21 protein-coding genes are annotated in these 19,897 nt (G+C 47.7%); 16 read left to right on the top strand and 5 right to left on the bottom strand.

The features are described 5' to 3' along the window. Positions 1–459: 459 nt before the first annotated feature. Genes ABXS75_19185 through ABXS75_19160 form a run of 6 tightly spaced genes read left to right on the top strand, consistent with a single transcriptional unit; the run spans position 460 to position 4,241 of the window. Positions 460–801, top strand: a complete 342-nt coding sequence (locus ABXS75_19185) for a SymE family type I addiction module toxin (GenBank protein ID XCP85120.1) — start codon at positions 460–462, stop codon at positions 799–801. A gap of 4 nt (positions 802–805) precedes the next feature. Continuing rightward, the gene (locus ABXS75_19180; protein XCP85119.1) at positions 806–1,582 is read left to right on the top strand and encodes a ParA family protein; all 777 of its coding nucleotides are present in this window, start codon (positions 806–808) and stop codon (positions 1,580–1,582) included. Beyond that, a complete protein-coding gene (locus ABXS75_19175) occupies positions 1,572–2,516 on the top strand; it encodes a ParB N-terminal domain-containing protein (protein ID XCP85118.1) in 945 nt (314 codons plus the stop codon). Before ABXS75_19180 ends, ABXS75_19175 begins: the two co-directional genes overlap by 11 nt. Then, positions 2,506–2,814 carry a hypothetical protein gene (locus ABXS75_19170; GenBank protein XCP85117.1) on the top strand — a complete coding sequence of 103 codons (309 nt, stop codon included), beginning with the start codon at positions 2,506–2,508 and terminating at the stop codon, positions 2,812–2,814. The genes ABXS75_19175 and ABXS75_19170 overlap by 11 nt, the downstream gene beginning before the upstream one ends. Before the next feature lie 42 nt (positions 2,815–2,856). Beyond that, positions 2,857–3,183 carry a helix-turn-helix transcriptional regulator gene (locus ABXS75_19165; GenBank protein XCP85116.1) on the top strand — a complete coding sequence of 109 codons (327 nt, stop codon included), beginning with the start codon at positions 2,857–2,859 and terminating at the stop codon, positions 3,181–3,183. Between the two features lie 5 nt (positions 3,184–3,188). Continuing rightward, complete coding sequence (locus tag ABXS75_19160; GenBank protein XCP85115.1) at positions 3,189–4,241, top strand: DNA cytosine methyltransferase; 1,053 nt, start codon at positions 3,189–3,191, stop codon at positions 4,239–4,241. Positions 4,242–4,292: 51 nt separating this feature from the next. Here ABXS75_19160 and vsr read toward each other — a convergent pair whose 3' ends face one another. Genes vsr through ABXS75_19135 form a run of 5 tightly spaced genes read right to left on the bottom strand, consistent with a single transcriptional unit; the run spans position 4,293 to position 10,348 of the window. Continuing rightward, a complete protein-coding gene (gene vsr / locus ABXS75_19155; protein XCP85114.1) occupies positions 4,293–4,709 on the bottom strand; it encodes a DNA mismatch endonuclease Vsr in 417 nt (138 codons plus the stop codon). Position 4,710: 1 nt separating this feature from the next. Then, entirely contained in the window at positions 4,711–6,555 is a 1,845-nt protein-coding gene (locus ABXS75_19150; protein ID XCP85113.1) for a Z1 domain-containing protein, read from the bottom strand. Further along, complete coding sequence (locus ABXS75_19145; GenBank protein ID XCP85112.1) at positions 6,555–7,715, bottom strand: restriction endonuclease PLD domain-containing protein; 1,161 nt, start codon at positions 7,713–7,715, stop codon at positions 6,555–6,557. Before ABXS75_19145 ends, ABXS75_19150 begins: the two co-directional genes overlap by 1 nt. A gap of 11 nt (positions 7,716–7,726) precedes the next feature. Next, on the bottom strand, positions 7,727–7,930 hold the full coding sequence (locus ABXS75_19140) for a helix-turn-helix transcriptional regulator (protein ID XCP85111.1): 204 nt from the start codon (positions 7,928–7,930) through the stop codon (positions 7,727–7,729). Between the two features lie 18 nt (positions 7,931–7,948). After that, positions 7,949–10,348, bottom strand: coding sequence for an NACHT domain-containing protein (locus ABXS75_19135; protein XCP85110.1), 2,400 nt, complete (start codon positions 10,346–10,348; stop codon positions 7,949–7,951). Positions 10,349–10,787: 439 nt separating this feature from the next. On the opposite strand from ABXS75_19135, the gene ABXS75_19130 reads away from it, so the two are divergent. The 10 genes from ABXS75_19130 (at position 10,788) to ABXS75_19085 (ending at position 19,667) form a co-directional block, all read left to right on the top strand. Next, complete coding sequence (locus ABXS75_19130) at positions 10,788–11,357, top strand: hypothetical protein (protein XCP85109.1); 570 nt, start codon at positions 10,788–10,790, stop codon at positions 11,355–11,357. A 93-nt stretch (positions 11,358–11,450) separates the two neighbouring features. After that, positions 11,451–11,657, top strand: a complete 207-nt coding sequence (locus ABXS75_19125; GenBank protein XCP85108.1) for a hypothetical protein — start codon at positions 11,451–11,453, stop codon at positions 11,655–11,657. After that, the gene (locus ABXS75_19120; GenBank protein XCP85107.1) at positions 11,654–12,058 is read left to right on the top strand and encodes an rRNA biogenesis protein rrp5; all 405 of its coding nucleotides are present in this window, start codon (positions 11,654–11,656) and stop codon (positions 12,056–12,058) included. Before ABXS75_19125 ends, ABXS75_19120 begins: the two co-directional genes overlap by 4 nt. Further along, positions 12,058–13,179 carry a DUF2800 domain-containing protein gene (locus ABXS75_19115; protein ID XCP85106.1) on the top strand — a complete coding sequence of 374 codons (1,122 nt, stop codon included), beginning with the start codon at positions 12,058–12,060 and terminating at the stop codon, positions 13,177–13,179. Before ABXS75_19120 ends, ABXS75_19115 begins: the two co-directional genes overlap by 1 nt. A gap of 14 nt (positions 13,180–13,193) precedes the next feature. Next, positions 13,194–13,757 carry a DUF2815 family protein gene (locus ABXS75_19110; protein ID XCP85105.1) on the top strand — a complete coding sequence of 188 codons (564 nt, stop codon included), beginning with the start codon at positions 13,194–13,196 and terminating at the stop codon, positions 13,755–13,757. Further along, positions 13,723–13,983: a hypothetical protein gene (locus ABXS75_19105; GenBank protein ID XCP85104.1), complete on the top strand. Its 261-nt coding sequence runs from the start codon at positions 13,723–13,725 to the stop codon at positions 13,981–13,983. The genes ABXS75_19110 and ABXS75_19105 overlap by 35 nt, the downstream gene beginning before the upstream one ends. Before the next feature lie 54 nt (positions 13,984–14,037). Continuing rightward, complete coding sequence (locus ABXS75_19100; protein ID XCP85103.1) at positions 14,038–16,026, top strand: DNA polymerase; 1,989 nt, start codon at positions 14,038–14,040, stop codon at positions 16,024–16,026. A 95-nt stretch (positions 16,027–16,121) separates the two neighbouring features. Further along, on the top strand, positions 16,122–16,907 hold the full coding sequence (locus ABXS75_19095; protein ID XCP85102.1) for a phage antirepressor: 786 nt from the start codon (positions 16,122–16,124) through the stop codon (positions 16,905–16,907). A gap of 4 nt (positions 16,908–16,911) precedes the next feature. Continuing rightward, entirely contained in the window at positions 16,912–17,343 is a 432-nt protein-coding gene (locus tag ABXS75_19090) for a DUF4406 domain-containing protein (GenBank protein XCP85101.1), read from the top strand. Then, on the top strand, positions 17,343–19,667 hold the full coding sequence (locus ABXS75_19085; GenBank protein ID XCP87200.1) for a virulence-associated E family protein: 2,325 nt from the start codon (positions 17,343–17,345) through the stop codon (positions 19,665–19,667). The genes ABXS75_19090 and ABXS75_19085 overlap by 1 nt, the downstream gene beginning before the upstream one ends. The last annotated feature ends 230 nt before the right edge of the window (positions 19,668–19,897 follow it).

The raw sequence follows: 19,897 nt of genomic DNA, 5'->3' as shown, positions 1-19,897 counted from the left end.
AGTCTTATCGTTTACAGCCCAATAAAATGCAGATTGAATTTGTTAATAATCTCAAGAAAATACAAGAAAATGGGGAAAATAGGGCATTACTTGTTTCCGCGACGGGGGATGGTGGTATTATAGTGTCAAGTCAAGCAAAGACCGCATAAATCAAGGGTTTTTGGCTGATTTAGTCCTACAAGAAAATGCCTTCGGGTGAGGTATTTACAGGTGGGACGGCGCCGTTTTCAACTGAAAATATGACCGCTTCGCACTAATATGACACGAGGGGCGGTGAAGCCTTAAAGGCAAAACGCATGGGCGGAGCTATGCCTGTGCGGGTACAACTGAACATGGAATTAAGGTAGGACTTAATCGGTGACTGAGAAGCGTGTGCTGATGAAGGTTCTATTTTTTATGCCTTCTCAGGAACCGGTTGAGAGCCTGCCAGAGTCAATCAGAGTAAAGGAGTGAAAAACTATGGCAAGAGCAAAGAAGGAATATCGGGAACTGACGGTGAGTGAGGCGTGCTGTTATGGAAGAAAGACGGCGCCGATGCTTCGGATTCAGGGGTTATGGTTTCAGGAACTGGGGTTCAATGTCGGGGATCCGGTTCTGGTCAAGTGCGAGGATGGAAAGCTGATCATCATGGCGGATACAGCTATGGCGGAACTGAAGAAGGCGGAGCAGGCTTTTATGGAAGAAGAGACCAGAAAGCTTGAAAAGCGTTTCCAGAAGGAAAAGAAGGCACTGAGGGCGAGGTTCGTTGCGGAAAGACAGGCGGACTACTGCATGGTGGCGGAAGCCGGATCGGAGGCGTGACAATATGGGAAAGATTATTATGATCGGAGCGATGAAGGGCGGCGTTGGAAAGTCTGTGACCACGTTCAATCTGGCCTATTCTCTGCAGAAGAAGGGGATGAAGGTGTTGGCTGTGGATCTTGATCCGCAGTCCAACCTGACCACCTGCTTCGGCGCGGAAGATGTGGAAGTGTCGATCGGTGATCTGATGATGAATGTGATCGAGGAAGAAGAGCTTCCGGAGCGTGAGGAATATATCTGGAAGAGGAATGGCGTGGACTTTATCCCTTCATCCATAGGGCTTTCTGCAGTGGAAGCGAAGCTGAGACTGGAAATGGGAACGGAGAAGATGCTGGCAACAATCCTGGAGCCGCTGAGAGATGAATATGATTTTATTCTCATTGATACCAGTCCATCCCTGGGTGCGCTGAATATCAACGCTATGGCGGCAGCGGATGAAGTGATCGTGACGGTGAATCCGCAGCTTCTGGCGATGATGGGCTTACAGGACTTCCTGAAGACAGTGAAGAAGATCAAGAGCCGTATCAATGAGAAATTGGATGTGGCGGGGATCCTGCTCACGATGTGCGATGCCAGGACGATCCTGTGCAAGACGATTACGGAGCAGGTGACGGAGACATTCCAGGGACAGATCAGGATCTTCAAGAGCAAGATCCCGAATACCGTTAAGGTGGGCGAGAGTGTTTATTACAGTGAGCCTCTAATCGAGTATGCGCCGGAGTGTAGCGCCTGCAAGGCTTATGAGAGACTGGCGGGGGAGGTGATCGCGTATGAAGGCTAACGGCCCTAAAAGGAAGATATTTGACGCCGTGGATATGATGACGGCGGATGCGCCGCAGGCGGAGACTGGGAACGGTCTCCAGAACCTGCCGGTGGATAAGATCGAGCCGTTTCATGATCATCCTTTCCATCTGTATAAGGGAGAGCGTCTGGATGATATGGTGGAGAGCATCCGGGAACATGGTGTGCTGAATCCGGTGATCGTCCGGGAGAAAGGCGGCGGCTATGAAATGCTATCCGGTCACAACAGGCAGAATGCGGCGAAGATCGCAGGGCTTTCGGAGATACCGGCCATCGTAAAGGAAGGTCTGTCGGATGAAGAAGCCTATGTCTATGTAATCGAGACGAATGTAATTCAGAGGTCATTCGCAGATCTGGCTCCGAGTGAGAAGGCGGCGGTGCTGTCAGTCAGGTATGAGAAGGTGATTAGCCAGGGAAGGCGGAACGACATTCTGCAGGAGATCGAACAGATTGGAACTTGTGGACATGATGTCCACAAGTCGAGAAGCAGGGACGGCATCGGCGAAGAATATGGAATGACCGGTAGGAACATCGCCAGATATATGAGGGTGGATAAGCTGATCCGGCCATTCAAGGACAGGCTAGATGCCGGAGATTTGACTTTGACGGCAGCAGTGGAACTTTCTTATCTGCCGGAGAATGAACAGGCCATTGTGGCGGAGAAGGGTTCCGCAGTGAATGAGAAGGCGGCGAAGGCAATCAGGGCGGCAGCAGGCGAACTGACGGAAGAGAAACTGGAAGAGATCCTGCATCCGGCCAAAGCTTCTGCCCCGGCAAAGGCGGTGAGCGTAAAGATACCTGCGGAAGCAGAGGAAAAGTATTTCTCCAGCTTGAATGCAAAGGAACGGACGGATCTGGTAATGCAGGCTCTGGATGCGTGGTTTGTCGGGAAGGAGGCTGTCCATGTTCAGTAATGAAGATCTGAAATGCCTGGATCCGAAGTATTTTTCCATCATCACCGCGGACGCCTATGATGTGACGATCATGAGCCGGAATACGGGGCATTACTGGTATCTGCACAATCCGGAGTATCCGGAGCAGGGAACCGTGATCATATTCCACAAGCATAAGGCTTCTTATCCATACCACCAGCACGGCAGGGCAAACACCCTGTGGCAGGCGGTACGGAGCATCCGGGGACATGACAAGTGGCAGATGAATGGGAGGCCTCGAATGCTGCGAAAATGCAGCGAAACAGAAAAAAACACTTGACATTTCGCAGCGGTATTAGTATAATGATTTAGAGGTGGTACTATGCAGAATTTAGGGGAGCATCTAAAACAGCTACGAAACGATTGCGGGCTTAGCTTATATAAGGTCTATGAGAAAACAGGTATTACCGATTCGAGACTCTCAAAGGCTGAGAATGGAGCTTGGTGCAATCTTAAGTTATCGGAAATCAGAAAACTGGCAGATCTTTATGAGGCACCTGTTATTCCTATGTGCTTGATGGCGGGCTTGTTTGATGAATCTGATATTGAAGAGTACCATTCTGGTTTCAAAAATGTCGCCTTACTGGATGACGAAGATAAGCAGCATGTTCAGTCAGAGATCGACTACATCTTAAAGAAGAGAGGGTGATAGATATGATTTTTCATCTTGGAGAATTATTCTGCGGTCCTGGCGGTATAGGCTGGGGAGCCACACACGCAGATATAAATGATCCCGAATGGGGTATTGTCCACCAGTGGGCAAATGATTATGACGCAGATACTTGTGAGACATATAGGCATAATATATGTCCAGATAATTTGGAGTCTGTTTACCACGCTGATATAAGAACTTTTGATATGGATCAGCTTGCACCTATAGATGCGTTGGCGTTCGGTTTCCCATGCAACGATTATAGTGTAGTAGGTGAACAGAAAGGGATGAATGGGACTTTCGGTCCTTTATATTCATACGGTGTTAAGGCGCTTAGACAATTCAGACCACAGTGGTTTCTGGCAGAGAATGTTGGTGGTCTAAGAAGTGCCAATGAAGGTAAGGCGCTTAAAAAGATCCTTTCGGAACTTGAAGGAGCAGGATATAAGATAACACCGCACTTATATAAATTTGAAGAATATGGTGTACCGCAGGCGAGACATCGTTTGATTATCGTAGGAATCAGAAATGATATTGATGTCGAGTTTCGGGTTCCATCTACTGCCCCATATGCGGATATTGATAATACCTGCAGGAATGCAATAGAGAATCCGCCCATCGCAGCTGATGCTTTTAATAACGAGCCAACAAGACAGTCACGGCAAGTTGTTGAGAGACTGAGACATATTCTTCCTGGACAAAATGCTTTTACAGCAGATTTACCGGATGAACTGAAACTCAATATCAAAGGAGCAAAAATCAGTCAGATTTATAAGAGGCTGGATCCAGATAAGCCTTCCTATACTGTTACAGGCAGCGGCGGAGGCGGCACGCATATATATCATTGGGAAGAACCGAGGGCTCTCACAAATAGAGAACGTGCAAGACTTCAAACATTTCCAGATGACTATGAGTTCCTTGGCAGTAAGGAAAGTGTGCGTAAGCAGATTGGAATGGCAGTTCCGTGTCAAGGTGCCAAAATAATATTTGAAGCAATTCTGAAATGCTTTGCTGGAATTGACTACGATGCAATAGATGCAAGCATAAACGAATAAATAATAGCCAGTTGATCATAAGACGATCAGCTGGCTATTTTGGTAGCTTATTTACTGAGATAGTATTTCATTTTCTACGCGGGTCATGGTGTCATCGAGGCATTTCTTTTTCAATTCACATTCCCAGACAACAATAACTTTCCATCCAAGAGAGGCGAGTTCTGCATGGTTGGAGATGTCCCGCTCAACATTCCGTTGTATCTTGGGAATCCAATAGTCAGTATTGGAAGAAGGCCAAACAAATCTTGGGCAGTTGTGTTTATGCCAGAAGCACCCATTTACAAAGATAACGGTCTTGTATTTCGGAAGGACGATATCTGGCTTGCCAGGCAGGGTCTTAACATTTTTTCTGTACCTGAATCCATGAGAAAACAGGATCTTCCTGACAGTTTCTTCTGGCTTAGAATTAGTGCTTCGGATGTGAGACATATTCATGCTTCTCACTTCTTTGGAATGCGTATCTGCCATATCAGTCCTCGATTACATCATAGTAAACAGCACCTTGCGGAAGCTTAATATTTGGAACCCATAACTGCTTGCCTCCCCATCCTTTTGTGCCTGTAACCTGATACATGGTGAGAACGACTTTACGAGGGAAGGATCCGCCGAGTTGCCAATCATTTGGGGACAGTAATGCGCCTGTTCCTTGGGCAACATCTCTGTTGCGGCGGACAATAAGAATTCCCTGTGTTGTGGGTGCTTCTGCAAGCATAGTGTCAAGAATTGCCTGGAATGATGGAAGGCTGAAATCCGAGTCTGTAATAATATGAGAGAGGATTTCTTTCATCAAGCGCAGGCTTACCTGATAGTATGGTTCTGTTTCAGTAAATGGTTCCAGAAGTTCTGATATCTGTTCAATGGTATTATTGTCCGGATAGAACGGGTAGTAGTTGGTTCCGCCGGAGATAGCTGTAACGTGGTCTGTATCCAGGACATTTTTTCTGGTAGGATTTAGTCCCTCCGGATAATAGATCTTTACATCATCAAGACCTTGCTCAACCTGAGAAATAATTGCGTTGTTGGTGGCATTGATATCAGCGAAAAGTTTATACAGGTGTTCGTCAATATAAACCATCATCATTCCGGGATCGCGGTCATATCCGAACATGCGGCTATGTTGCCACATAGTATCAGCTTGAGGTTTTTTACTGGAACGTGTGTAATAGATTGTTTGAAGGCTTGGAAATGTAACACCTCGTCCGAGAGTGTTTCCGCCGACCACAAAATTGCATCCAGAAGCATATTCATCGCTGTCGATGTCGGTTTTGCCATTCATTATGATAACCTTTGCTTCGTTATTAGCAAGAATTTTTGAGGCCATGTCAAATATCTGATTAAATGGCTGTTTTTCAGATTTTGAAGGATTCAGCAGGTCATATTGTTTTTTCAGGATGCTCTTGAAATCCCCGCTAATATTATCCCTGCACCAATTCAATTCTGATGAAATGCTGTCTGCAAACTTTTGGTGAGCTGACTGGCGCACACTTGGATGTATCAGGCAGTTAGAGACATTTCCTCCGGACAAGAGAATCTGTGATGAAACCAGAAGATGACGGATTACGATATTTCTCTCTGCGTTATCAAGGGTATCAAGATATGTTACACAATCAGCCTTGCTGTTTTTAGGAAAGAAAAAGTCACCGCCCAAATATCCCTTGCCAGGCTTGAAATAATGGGTGAACAGCGGATGCCATCCAGAGCCTAAAGTCTGTAAGAAAATGGCCTGCGGTGTACCGGTTACCTGGAGGTATAAACTGCTTGCTGCACCATCGCGAATAGAGCTTAAGTATTTGTTGATTGAAGACTGGCGGTTTTTATTCACAAGTGTATTGAGAGATGCCGCATCTGCTTCATCGTCTACGATAAAAAGAGGATTACCTCTCATGAAGCCTGTTGAATTGAAAATGTTAGCCCATAATTTCAGGATACGGGCATTCTTCTTCAGAACAACAATCGTAGGGAGCATAAGGCTATTGTCTGCGAATAGGCGTGCATCATTTTCGCCGCATATGCAGTATCCATCAAGATCTGATTTAACCCGATCAAGCGTCTGCTGCTGGAGGACAACATTATCAGTTGTAAGCAGGACAAAAACCGGGAATCCTAAATCTGTTGCTTTGCACATGATTCCAAACATCTGTCCTGTCTTCCCGGATTGGACATTCCCAAAAAGAAGACCTATTTCATGGCTTGTGAAAGAGAATTTTTTTAAATAATTGTTGCCTACATCCTCTGCAGTTGCAGAGATTGAATCTGCAAGTCCTACATTTCCACGCTCAATGATTTTATTCAAGTATGTTTTCAGATATTGCATTATTCGTCATCTCCTTCCATATCATCGGGCTTGAACGAGAGCATCCACACGTCCAAAGGGGTGCCGTCTTCATCTAAAGCGGTCTGACCTGTTTTTTTCAGATACAAGTTCTCACACCCATATTCCTGAAGAATTTCTTTTGTAATCATCCCTTTTCGCTCCGTATCCCGCTGAGTATCATTTACAGGAACCACAAGACCTGCGGCGGCAAGACGACCTTTGAGCCACCGGCCCATAATCAATTCATCTCCAACAGCACTGAACTGTTTGTTTCCGTCACTGGTTGTATGTGCCTTGAACCAATATCCGTCATCAGTGATTATGAAGAAAGGCTTGTTCTTTTCTGGATATCCGTCAATGCGTGTAATTTCTTTTGCAACTGTAAGCTGGGTTTCATACCAGTCTCGTGACTTTCTTTTGCTTCGGGGTGCTGCATAGCAGACATTTACATTAGATTTTGTGAAATGCTTGCCATCATCCATATGCCTCTCATCAGATGCCGGGACCTTAAGAGGGAGAAGAAAGGATGCGTATGCTGAGCATCTTTTGTAGAATTCGACATTTGAAGGCGGTACTTCTGTTACAAGTTCTATCCCGGTAAGTGCCGTATTCTTTTCAAATATCAGCGGCATATCAGGTACGTCCTCAATGTTAGCTGAGCAGATCGGGGCTTTCAGTTTTTCTAAAAAAGCGGAAATCTCTTTGCACTCTGTTGGATCGGTTGTAAGGGAAGAAATCTCATATTGCCGTCTGTTAGAGGCTTCGAGTTTAATCACGCCGAGGTTAGCCGAACCCATAATTGCAGCAAAAGGGACTCCATCCTTGTAAAAGCAGTAGATTTTTCCATGGTATTTGAATGTACGTACAATTTTAATTTCACCTATCCCTGAGGCTTGCCATTTTCGGTTAATCTTAAGAGCTGTATGATAGGAACCTTCCGGCATGCCTTCAATGTAGTACATGCCGATATTCAGGCAAACCTGCTTTACTCCGGCATTTGAAACCAATGCATCCAATTCTTCCAAAGATGCGCGTGAAACATATCCCACAGCAATTTCTAAGCGGTCAGCTTGAGAAAGCTGTTCTTTGAAACTATCTATAATTGTTTTCTGGTCATCCTCCGTTCCCAGCGGTAGGATATCTGAATAAAGTAAATTCATTATCTGACCTCCTATTCGTCAATGGTTTCCATGATGTCATCAAGATGAACATTCAGAGATTCACATATTTTAAGAAGCACATCAGTGGTTATGTTTTCACATTTCCCTAATTTGGCTATAGATGCTGAACTTACGCCAGATACAGCTTTGAGGTCGCGTTTGTTCATCCCCTTGTCAATTAGTAGTTTCCATAGTTTGTTGTAACTGATTCTCATTAAGCTTTCCTCCTGGTACTAATCATCAAATAAATCGTCCGAATCATTTTCCTTTTGAACCATAGACTGCAGTTCATTATAGTATTCTTTAATGCTTTGAAATTCCTCCAGCAGTGGGAAGCCTGGTTGCTCCATAAATCGGCGAAGCGCAGCATATTTTGACGGGTTATGCCTTAGCTGATAAATCTCGATTTCTATAGTGCTTCCTGTTTGATCAGGTTTCCCGAAAAGCGATTCATACTGATAAGGCAATTCATCTTCAAATATATAAGTGGTGTCTTCCATCTGTGCATCTGTAATCTGATCAGGATTCTGTATTTCTGAATACACATCTGTATCCAGAAAATACTCATATGCCTTTACGGAATATCTGGTAGGCAAATCATATATTTGTTTTGGCCAAGATAGATCGTCAAAATCTTGGAAGGAATCGAGAGATTTAGCTTTGATAATAGCCTTATATAAAAATGACTGAGCTTCATTAAAATAGGATTCTCCGTTTTCCCCTTCTTGATAATATAGTGCTGGATATTGGTCTTCAAGAAACGCCCAATACTCTTCATCGTTGCCCGCGGCAGAACATTTTTTTAGCATATCCTGGAGATATGGAAAGAAAATATATCTTTCGATCTTTTCCGGGATCATGTCATAGAGCATTTCAAAAGTTCTGTCTGTATATGAGCGATGCTTCGTCTTCTCAAAGAAATTTCCGACTTTATATAATTTGGCATCATATCCAGAGGCGAAGTGGACTGCCGCAAAATATTCTTGAAAAGAGCGATGTATAAAATAATACTTTTCGCCTTCACGATACATGATGCAGAGGTTGTCAGTGAGATCCAAAAGAAAATCATGAGGTGTTACGCCGCTTTTCTCTGCCAGTGTATCTTTAAGTACTTTCTTCATGTATGAAGAGAAAGTTATTTCGGTAAACTCCAGCTCTTCATCCTTATATGTTCGTGCACAAAATTCAGCAAAGAGTTTTGCAAAGTCCTCAGGAGTGAGTTTGGTGTGAAGAGGTCGTTTGAATGATCCTTTTGTTGCATCATGAAGCCTTGCCATGGTTTCATATGCTTTGGAGTAGAATACATGCATCTTTGCAGGGACTTCTCCGAATGATGAGTAGGTCATCAGCATTATGGTCAGAAGCAAAGGATTACTCGCAAATTGGTAGTGAGAAGAATAAAGCTGACGATCCAGAGCTTCCATAAAATTCTTCTTTGCTGTGATATCCCAGAACTCCAGTTTATTGATAAGAGCGATGGCCTGTGGCTTGGTTAAAGGTTTGATATCAAACACTGAAAACTTGGAATATGCAATGAAGGAATAAACGGGACGCGATGTAATGACAATCATATTGCCAGGATATGATTTGATAAATGCTTCTAAATCGGTGTCAAAAGAATCGCGGGCGGAGGTCTGGATTTCATCAAGACCATCCATTAAAAGAACAAGTTCCTTGTTCTGGAGGCTGTTTATCACATTTGCATGAGTTAAAGCGGGGTCAAAATCTTTTACGGACTTCCATATGAAATCTACAATACTGTTTGTATCTTCTTTGTAGTCCTTCAATGAGAGCAGGAGCGGTGTGCGTCCGTACTCGCCGGCATTTGGAGCAGACGAAAGGAAAAGGTGTGTCAGAAGCATGGACTTTCCGATTCCACCGATACCCTCAATGATAATGTATTTGGATTCTTTTTCTAAAATCTCTATTGAGGCATTCTGTATAGTTTTCTCCTCTTTTAGATCCCTTGAACCAGTAATCTTATACTTTCGGTACTTGATATCGTTGCATACATATATGTCATAAAAAGGATGCGGCTTTTCAGCATAAAGAAGGGTTTTCTTCGTCGAGAAATATGCAGAAGCCGTGTCTAAGTATCTTTGGAATGGATTAAGATCTTCGCCGTTTTCTTGGGGGATGCCCTGCATATATAATACGCCGTCCTTAACTGTGGCGAGATCCGGGGCAATAGCATCCGGGCTGATAATGATTGGCGGAATATCATCATTCTTTTTAGAAGCACTCTTCGGGGTGCTTCTTTTAGTTGCCCTGGCGGCTTCGGTAATTATTGACACAAATAGGTCAGCGAGCCGTTCTCCTGCATTGTGAGGGGTAATTTCCGGAAGAACATCAGCAAATTGAGTGCAGAGGTTTTCAACTGCGGCATCAGAAAACTGATAGATATAATCCGAGAAATTCATGGGCTCTATGTAAGCATTTATTTTCTTGGCAAGGCGCGATATTTTCGCCTGACCATTATAAAAGGATTTGTAGCTGCTGGATTGATACTCATCCAGAATAATTTGACCTTCTTCAGAAAGGATAGCTTCAAATACCGAACGGGTAAATGCGGCTGTGCTTCCTCCAGCACTGATGACAGAGGCCAATCTATGAATAAATTCTCTGAAATCCATTTTTTTGTCCTTCTTTGTCCTGCATTGTCTAAGCATATCCCCACATAACCATCCTTGCCCATTCGATTTATTAAGATGGAAGCAGGATTAAATCTGGAGACTATGCTTCCGTTGATATGGCTATGTGATGCCGGATATACACAATTATCATATCACAAGATTACAGATTTGGCTACTGTAAATAAGAGATAAAAATCCGCGGACGCAAATTCAGATTCCAGAATTCTAAATAACAAATTCATATCGGCCACATGTGCGCAGTGAGGCAGGATACGACATACCACGGAAAGCAGTTGCGATAAAGGCAGCTGACGGAACGTGGGTGTAAGTACCCTTGTTTTCCTGCGCACTTATTTTCGCTGGTTCCGGGGTACTTCGGTCAAAAGTCCGTATCGGGTACCCTGCTCTCATTGCCTCCAGGCCAGCAAAGGAGACAATTATGAGAGTCAAGAAGACAAGACGGGATCAGAGAGGCATTTACCGTTATGAGATGGATGTTCCGGACGGAAAGGGCGGTTACAGGAGAACCTACAACGTGATCAAGCCGGGAGAGGATGGCGTGACAGAGGTCATGATACAGGATCTCCACAGGATGGACGACAACTGGGTTACCTGCAATGTACGCAACGGTCATCCTAAACTGACGCCGGAGCAGAAGGCAGCTAAGAAGGAATGGGAAGAAGCACATCCGGGAGAGAGGTACCCGATGGACTGGAATCTTTCTTTAGATTATATCGCCGGCGAATGCGAGGATGGTGATCTGGACAAGAGCAGCGTGCTTTCCAGTGCCTGCTACGATCCATTTGAAGATATAGATGTGCCGGATGAGGTGCTGAAGCTTCGGAAGATTGTGGCGACTAAGATGACAGGCCGTCAGAGGCAGGCGTATGAACTGATCGGGCTACAGGAGCGCACGATCACAGAGGCGGCGAAGATCATGGGCGTCAGCATCAAGGTTGCAAAAGTCCATTACGACAAGTCCATCGACTGCATCAGAAAAAATTTCTAAAGATTTTTTCGGGAGAGGGTAAAAATCCTCTCCCTTTTGTTGCCTGTGACATGTAAGGAAGACGACTTCCTGAAGAAAGAGAGGTGAAGAACCATGGCAATTAAACACAAGATTGTCATCAACGTCTCTGATCGGGGCGGACGCAAGGCGAACGTGCTGAGGGGCGCTGACGTGAAGCTTCCGGCAAGGCTGCTTAAGTTCCTGTTCGGTGATTTCACCCAGGTGTATCTCTTATCGCCGGGGCAGACGGTGGAATCAGTAGACATCCGCGAAGTGAAGGAAGGAGGAGCCAAAGCATGACAAAGGCAAACATCGCGAAGATCGCAAAGAATGTGGGTATCTGCAGAGAGAACCTGATCGGTATCTCAGAGAGCCTAATCAGCATTTCGGAAAAGGTATCCACGGTGGCAAGGGTGATCGCGGAGATTGTGTCCGAGTTCCAGGGTGAGCCGGATAAGCCTGTGGTCGAGACAAAGGGGAAAAAGGCAACGCCAAAGCAGATTGAAGCCAAGGAAGAGAAGCAGGAACCGGCGAAGGAATACACATTCACAGAGGTTCGGACATTCCTGGCCGACAAGTCCAGAGCCGGACATACCGCGGAGGTAAAGAAGATCCTCGCGGCACACGGCGCAGACAAGCTTTCGGATCTGGACAAGGCTGAATATGCCGTTGTAATTGCGGAAGCGGAGGTGCTGGAGTAATGGGAAAGCACGCGTTTTTATCCGCATCATCGGCGCACCGGTGGCTGGAGTGTCCGCCGTCAGCGAAGGCCTGCGAGGGTCATGAGGACAGGGCGAGTCCCTATGCCAAACAGGGTACTGATTGTCACGAACTGTGCGCCTATCTGGTGGAGAAGTCGCTGGGAAGGGATGTACAGGATCCGACGGAGAACCTTGACTACTACGATCAGGAAATGCAGGACTGCGCGGAAAGCTATTGCGAGTATGTGACGGAGCAGATCGAAGAAGCAAAGAAGCATTGTCCGGATCCGCAGGTGCTGATCGAACAGAGGTTGGATTTTTCCAGATGGGTTGAGAATGGTTTCGGTACCGGGGATTGCGTGATCGTTTCGGACGATGTCCTTCAGATCATCGATTACAAGCATGGCCTGGGAGTGCTGGTAACGGCGGAGAAGAATCCGCAGATGATGTGTTACGCATTAGGCGCTCTGGAACTGTTTGACGGTCTGTATGACATCGGGGAAATCTGCATGACGATCTTCCAGCCGAGGCGGGAGAATGTCAGCACCTGCACCATGACAAAGAAAGATCTGCTTACCTGGGCGGATGAGGTATTGAAGCCTACAGCGGAACTGGCATACGAAGGCAGGGGTGAGTTCAAAGCAGGGGATCACTGCCAGTTCTGCAAGGTAAAGGCGACCTGCAGGAAGCGGGCAGAGTACAATCTGGAACTTGCCAGATATGATTTCGAGATGCCGGCGACTCTGGAAGATACGGAGATTGCGGCTATCCTTCCAAGGATCGACAGCCTGACATCCTGGGCGGCTGACTTGAAGGAGTATGCTCTGCAGAAGGCTCTGTCCGGCACGCATTACGAAGGATTCAAGGTCGTGGAAGGCCGGTCGAACCGGAAATACAGTGATGAGGCGGCAGTCGCATCGGCAGCAGAGAGCGCCGGATACGATCCTTACGAGAAGAAACTGCTGGGTATCACAGCAATGACAGCCCTTATGGGCAGGAAGAAGTTTGAAGAAGTGCTTGGCTCTTTTATCACGAAGCCGCAGGGCAAGCCGACGCTTGTGCCGGAGTCGGATAAGAGACCGGCGATCAATACAGCATATGAAGATTTCAGTGAAAATTAAGGAGGAAAATCACTATGAGCAAGTTTGTTAATCCTACAAAGGTAATCACCGGAGTAAACACGAGATGGAGCTACGTCAACGCATGGGAGCCGAAGTCTATCAACGGCGGAGCGCCGAAGTATTCGGTATCCCTGATCATTCCGAAGTCCGATACCAAGACGATCGAGAGGATCCAGGCGGCCATTCAGGCGGCGTATGAGGAAGGCCAGGGCAAGCTGAAGGGCAACGGCAAGTCTGTCCCTGCTCTGTCGGTACTGAAGACTCCGCTCCGTGACGGCGATGCGGAGAGACCGGATGATGAGGCGTATGCGGATTCTTACTTCGTCAACGCCAACAGCGGCACGGCTCCGGGCATTGTGGACGCAGACAGAAATCCGATCATTGACCGTTCCGAGGTGTATTCCGGCGTGTACGGCAGGGCGAGTATCAATTTCTATGCTTTCAACAGCAACGGGAATAAGGGTATCGCCTGCGGCCTGAATAACCTTCAGAAGATCCGTGACGGCGAGCCTCTTGGCGGCAAGTCCAGGGCAGAGGATGATTTTGCGACTGAGGATGATGACGATTTCCTGTCATAACAGCAAACCAAAGCTGGCGGCGATACATGCTGCCGCCAGTGACAATCTGGGAATCGAGGTGAACAGAATGAACCAGATGGTATATTCGCAGGTGATCATTACCTGCACGACAATCAATGTGATCTCTATTATCTCCATGCTTGGGATCTGGATCGCAGATAAACTCCATGACCGGCGTGAGAAGAAAAAGAGGGAACGTGAAGAGCAGGAAAAATCTGCAGAGTAAAGAGGACGGGCATCGGCGGCAAAAGCCGGTGCCTGTTTTCGGATTGGAGGATAGATGGAAACGATCAGTATTGATATAGAAACCTATTCCGGGAATGACCTGAATAAGTGCGGCGTGTACAAGTATGTGCAGCATCCGGATTTTGACATATTGCTGTTCGGCTATGCTGTGGATGGCGGTGAGGTCCTTGTGGTTGATCTGGTAGCAGGGGAAGAGATACCGGAAGAGATCCTGGCATCGTTATCAGACGAGTATGTGACCAAGTGGGCGTTCAACAGCAACTTTGAACGCATCTGCCTGTCGGAATGGTTAAGGCGGAAACACCCGGAGCATTTTTATTCTTACAGCGTGGAAGGTGATTCCGTCGGGGATTATCTGGATCCGAGGGGCTGGAAGTGTTCCATGATATGGTCCGCATATATGGGATTGCCGTTATCTCTTGCCGGCGTTGGAGCCGTACTGGGTCTGGAAGAACAGAAGCTGAAGGAAGGCAAGGATCTGATACGGTACTTTTGCGTTCCCTGCAAGCCGACCAAGAACAACGGCGGCAGGACAAGGAACCTTCCGGAGCATGACAGGGAGAAGTGGGAACTGTTCAAGTTTTATAACCGGAGGGATGTGGAAGTTGAGCAGTCCATACAGAAGAAGCTGCATAACTTTCCGGTGCCGGATTTTGTCTGGGAAGAGTTCTGGCTGGATCAGGAGATCAACGACAGGGGCATTCTGCTTGACCTGACTCTGGTGGAGAACGCCATTGCCCTGGATGAGATATCGAAGGATAAGCTGTCGGACGCCATGAAGGATATTACGGAACTGGAAAATCCGAACAGTGTGGCGCAGATGAAGCAGTGGCTGTCCGATCAGGGAGTTGAAACAGATTCTCTGGGAAAGAAGGATGTGGCAAAGATGATCGCGGATGATGATATCGATGAGGACGTCGCCGAGGCGTTAAGGCTCCGGCAGCAGCTGGCGAAGTCATCCGTGAAGAAATACAAGGCAATGCAGACGGCGGTCTGTAATGACGGCAGGGCGAGGGGAATGTTCCAGTTTTACGGAGCCAACCGGTCAGGCAGATGGGCGGGGCGCATCATCCAGCTGCAGAACCTTCCGCAGAACCATATGGATGACCTGGAACAGGCCAGAGGGCTTGTGAGGAACGGGGATTATGAAGCACTGTCCATGCTTTATGATTCCGTGCCGAATGTGCTTTCAGAACTGATCCGGACAGCGTTTGTTGCCGGGGAAGGGAAGAAGTTCTGTGTGGCGGATTTTTCTGCGATCGAGGCAAGGGTGCTGTCGTGGCTTGCCGGGGAGCAGTGGAGGACGGATGTATTCGTGAACAATGGAGATATATACTGTGCTTCCGCTTCGGCGATGTTCGGGGTGCCGGTGGAAAAACATGGCCAGAATGCGGAACTGAGGCAGAAGGGCAAGATTGCGGAACTGGCTTTAGGTTACGGCGGCTCTGTCGGCGCTTTGAAATCGATGGGTGCTATTGAGATGGGGCTTACTGAGGAAGAACTGCAGCCGCTGGTGGATTCATGGAGATCTGCGAATCCGAATATTGTGAGGTTCTGGTGGGATGTTGACCGGGTGGTGAAAAAGGCTGTGAAGCAGCGGGAGCCGTCTGTCTTAAAAGGGATCCGCTTTGAATGCCGGAGCGGGATGCTGTTCATTACCCTGCCGTCCGGGAGAAGGCTTGCATATGTGAAGCCGAGGATGGGTGAGAACCGGTTTGGCGGGGAAGCCGTTACCTATGAAGGCGTGGGTGGCACGAAGAAATGGGAACGCATCGAGAGTTACGGCCCGAAGTTCGTGGAGAATATCGTGCAGGCGATATCCAGGGATATCCTCTGCTGCGCCATGAGGACATTGTCGCATTGCTTTATATGTGCCCATGTGCATGATGAACTGATCATCGAGTGCCGGAAGGATGTTTCATTATCAGCGATATGTGAACAGATGGGAAGGACGCCGTCCTGGGCGGAAGGGTTGATTCTGGATGCCGATGGGTATGAAACGATTTTTTACAAGAAATCATAAAAATTTCGGGAGAGGGTAAAAATCCTCTCCCTTTTGTTGCCTGTGACTTGAAGGGAATAGGCCCTTCAAAAATTTCACATTAAGGAGGGTAATTCATGAGTGAGTTACAGGTATTCAACAATGCGGAATTTGGCTCTGTCCGCAGCCTTATGGTAAATGGCGAGCCGTATTTTGTCGGTAAGGATGTTACGGATATTCTGGGTTACAGCAATAGCCGTAAAGCTATCGGCGACCATGTGGACGAGGAAGACAAGGGGGTAACGAAATGTGACACCCTTGGCGGGGCGCAGGACATGGTGATCATCAATGAATCCGGTCTGTACAGTCTGATCCTTTCCAGCAGGCTTCCTTCCGCAAAGCGTTTCAAGAGGTGGGTGACTTCCGAAGTCCTTCCGGCGATTAGGAAACATGGTGTGTTTGCAATGGATGACATTGTGAATAACACGGACGCGCTGATCGAGGCACTTCAGGCCTTCAAGGCAGAGCGTCTGCAGAGGATGGCGCTGGAAGAAGAGAATGCCGTCCAGAAACAACAGCTTGTGGAGATGAAGCCGAAGGCAAGCTATTACGATGTGGTGCTGAACAGTCCGGATCTGGTTTCCATTACGGAGATCGCGAAGGATTATGGGTGGAGCGCTCAGAAGATGAACGAGTATCTGCATACCCACGGTATTCAGTTCAAGCAGGGCGGCAGGATCTGGATCCTTTATCAGAAGTATGCGGAGATGGGGCTGACAAGCACGAAGACGCACACCTATCCGGATAATAACGGAACGATCCACACGAAGGTGCATACCTATTGGACGCAGAAGGGAAGGCTTTTCATTTATGACCTGTTAAAGGGAAAAGGAATCCTTCCTACGATCGAACAGGAGGGATAAAGCTATGGTCAGTAAATACAACAGCGAAGGTTACAAAGATCCTGTGGTATATGAGGCGCTGACCAGAGTTGAGGCGGAAGAGCGCGCAGCCAGGGCGGCTGCCGCTTACCGCCCTTTGGTCTATATCTGTTCGCCGTATGCCGGGGATATCGAGAGGAACACGTACAGGGCAAGAGCGTTTTCCAGATTCGCGGTGGAGAAGAAATATATCCCGATCGCACCGCACCTGTTATGCCCGCAGTATCTGAATGAGGTAACGGAAAGATGGCTGGGACTAAAGATGGGGATCGTGTTCATGGGCAAATGCGAAGAGGTCTGGGTATTCGGGGATGCAATCTCCGAGGGCATGGCTGCCGAGATCGAAAAAGCCAAAAGGATGAGGAAAAAGATCCGGTATTTTACGGACGATCTGCAGGAGAAGGAGGGAATGGTTTGATGAAGATAGCATATGGCAATTCCCGTATGGAGAAAAAGTGGAAGAACAACGAGATCTCCTGGGATGATTTCTGCAAAAGGGTCAGCACAACGCAGACCACGACGGAAACGGTTGAAGAATACAGGAAGATGACAAAGCCCCAGCAGGACAGCATCAAGGATGTGGGCGGTTTTGTCGGCGGCCATTTGAGGGGCGGCAGAAGGAAGACCGGGACGGTTCTCTGCCGTTCCATGCTGACTCTGGATATGGACCACGGCACGCCGGATGTGATGGATGAGCTTTCCATGTTCAATTCGCATGAGATGTGCATTTATTCCACACACAAGCATACCCCGGAGGCACCGAGGCTCAGGCTGATCATGCCGCTTAAGAGAGATGTGTCAGAGGATGAATATCCGGCGCTGGCGAGGAAGGTGGCGCAGGAGATTGGGATGGATCTGTTTGACGATACCACCTACCAGCCGCACAGGCTGATGTACTGGCCTTCCACATCGTCAAATGGGGAATTTGTTTATAAGGTCATGGATGGTTCTGTTTTGGATCCGGATTATTATCTGGGGCTTTATGATGACTGGCGCGATGTTTCTACATGGCCAGTATCGTCAAGGGAGTCAGAGGCGGTGGAGAAGTCAGCAAAGCAGCAGGCGGATCCGTTGATAAAGACAGGTGTGGTCGGGGCATTCTGCCGTACCTACTCCATAAGGGAGGCGGTAGAGAAGTTCCTGCCGGATGTATATGAGCCGTCAGCGATGGAAGGAAGGTATGACTATATACCGGCTGACAGTTCCGCCGGTGTGACCATTATTGATGAGAAGTTTTCCTACAGCTTCCATGCGACTGATCCGGCATGCGGTCAGCTCCTGAATGCTTTTGACGTTGTGAGGGTGCATAAGTTTTCGGATGATGATCCGAAGAAGTCATTCAACGCTATGGCTGAGTTCGCGGTTTCGGATGAGCAGGTGAAGCTTCGTATCTTTGAAGAAAAGCAGCAGGCGGCGGCAGAGGAATTTGACGAGGCTGATCCGGATGCCTGGAAGAAGCAGCTGCAGTACGAAAAAAGGAGCATGGAGATCAAGAACAATCTCCACAATATCACTCTCATTATGGAGAACGATGAGAACCTGAAGGGCATCGTGTTCAACCAGCTTGCGGATGGGATGGAGATCAAGGGGAAAGTCCCCTGGTCGCATCCAGCGAAGTTCTGGAGGGATGCTGATGACGCACAACTGATCTGCTATGTGGATGCGGCATATGGGACATTCTCAGCGAGGAATTATGACATAGCGGTCGCAAAAGTCGTGGATGATCGGTCCTATCATCCGATCAGGGAGTTTTTCGAGTCGCTGCCGGAATGGGACAAGGTCGAGAGGGTTGACACGCTGCTCATTGATTATCTGGGAGCGGAGGATTCACCGTATGTCCGGGCGGTCACAAGGAAGGAACTGTGTGCCGCCTATGTCCGTGTGTATCATCCGGGAGCAAAGTTTGACAATATGATCGTTTTGAACGGAGACCAGGGCATCGGGAAAAGCACTCTGATTTCAAGGCTTGGCGGCGAGTGGTATTCGGACAGTCTGAACCTTTCGGATATGAACGACAAGACGGCGGCGGAGAAGCTGCAGGGATACTGGATCATGGAGATCGGCGAGCTTGCCGGGATGAAGAAGGCTGACCTGGACAAGGTGAAGGCATTCATTTCCAGACAGGATGACAAGTACAGGGCAAGCTTCGGCAGAAGGGTTACGCCGCATCCGAGGCAGTGCGTTTTCTTTGGCACCACCAACAGCCAGAACGGATACCTGAGGGACATTACCGGGAACAGACGGTACTGGAACGTGAAGGTGCCGGGGAACGGCAGGCTGAAGCCGTGGGAACTGGATGACGATACGGTGAAGCAGATATGGGCGGAAGTCTTGCTGTATGCCAAATCCGGGGAGAAGCTGTATCTTCCGCCGGAACTGGAGGATTATGCCAAGGAAGAGCAGCGGGCGGCGATGGAGCGTGATGACCGGGAAGGACTGGTGCAGGAATACCTGGATATGCTCCTGCCTGATAACTGGGAATCAATGGATGTCTATAAGCGCAGGGAATATGTGCGTGATGCTGATGATCCGATGCGTCCGGTCGGCTCCGTTCGCAGGATGGAGGTATCCAACATGGAGATCTGGTGCGAGTGCTTTGGAAAGCCTAAGGAAGATATGAAGCCTTCTGACAGCTACGCCCTGTCAGCCATTATGGAGAGAATTGACGGCTGGAGCAAGACCGGAAAGGCAAGGATACTGCCTATCTACGGACGGCAGCGGATCTATAAAAGGGACGAGTGATTTTGATGAACAACCTGCCGGAACGGAACAGGAAGTTGTTTCGTTCCTAACGGGTTGTTCAGTGAGAAAGCATTGAAACACATTGGTTTTGAAGCAGATATGAAACAAGAAAACAGGAATTTCTATATAGAACAAATAAATGGTGTTTTTGAAAGAAATCAGGTGCGCGTAACGCACATATATACGCGCGTAAAGGATTTTTTGTTTTGTTGTTCACTGACGGAGGACAT

Origin of the sequence: Roseburia hominis (assembly GCA_040702975.1) — a bacterium.
Lineage (GTDB): Bacteria > Bacillota > Clostridia > Lachnospirales > Lachnospiraceae > Allocoprococcus > Allocoprococcus hominis_A.
The sequence above is the reverse complement of the archived record's forward strand: the minus strand, read 5'-3'. Positions and strand labels throughout refer to the sequence as shown.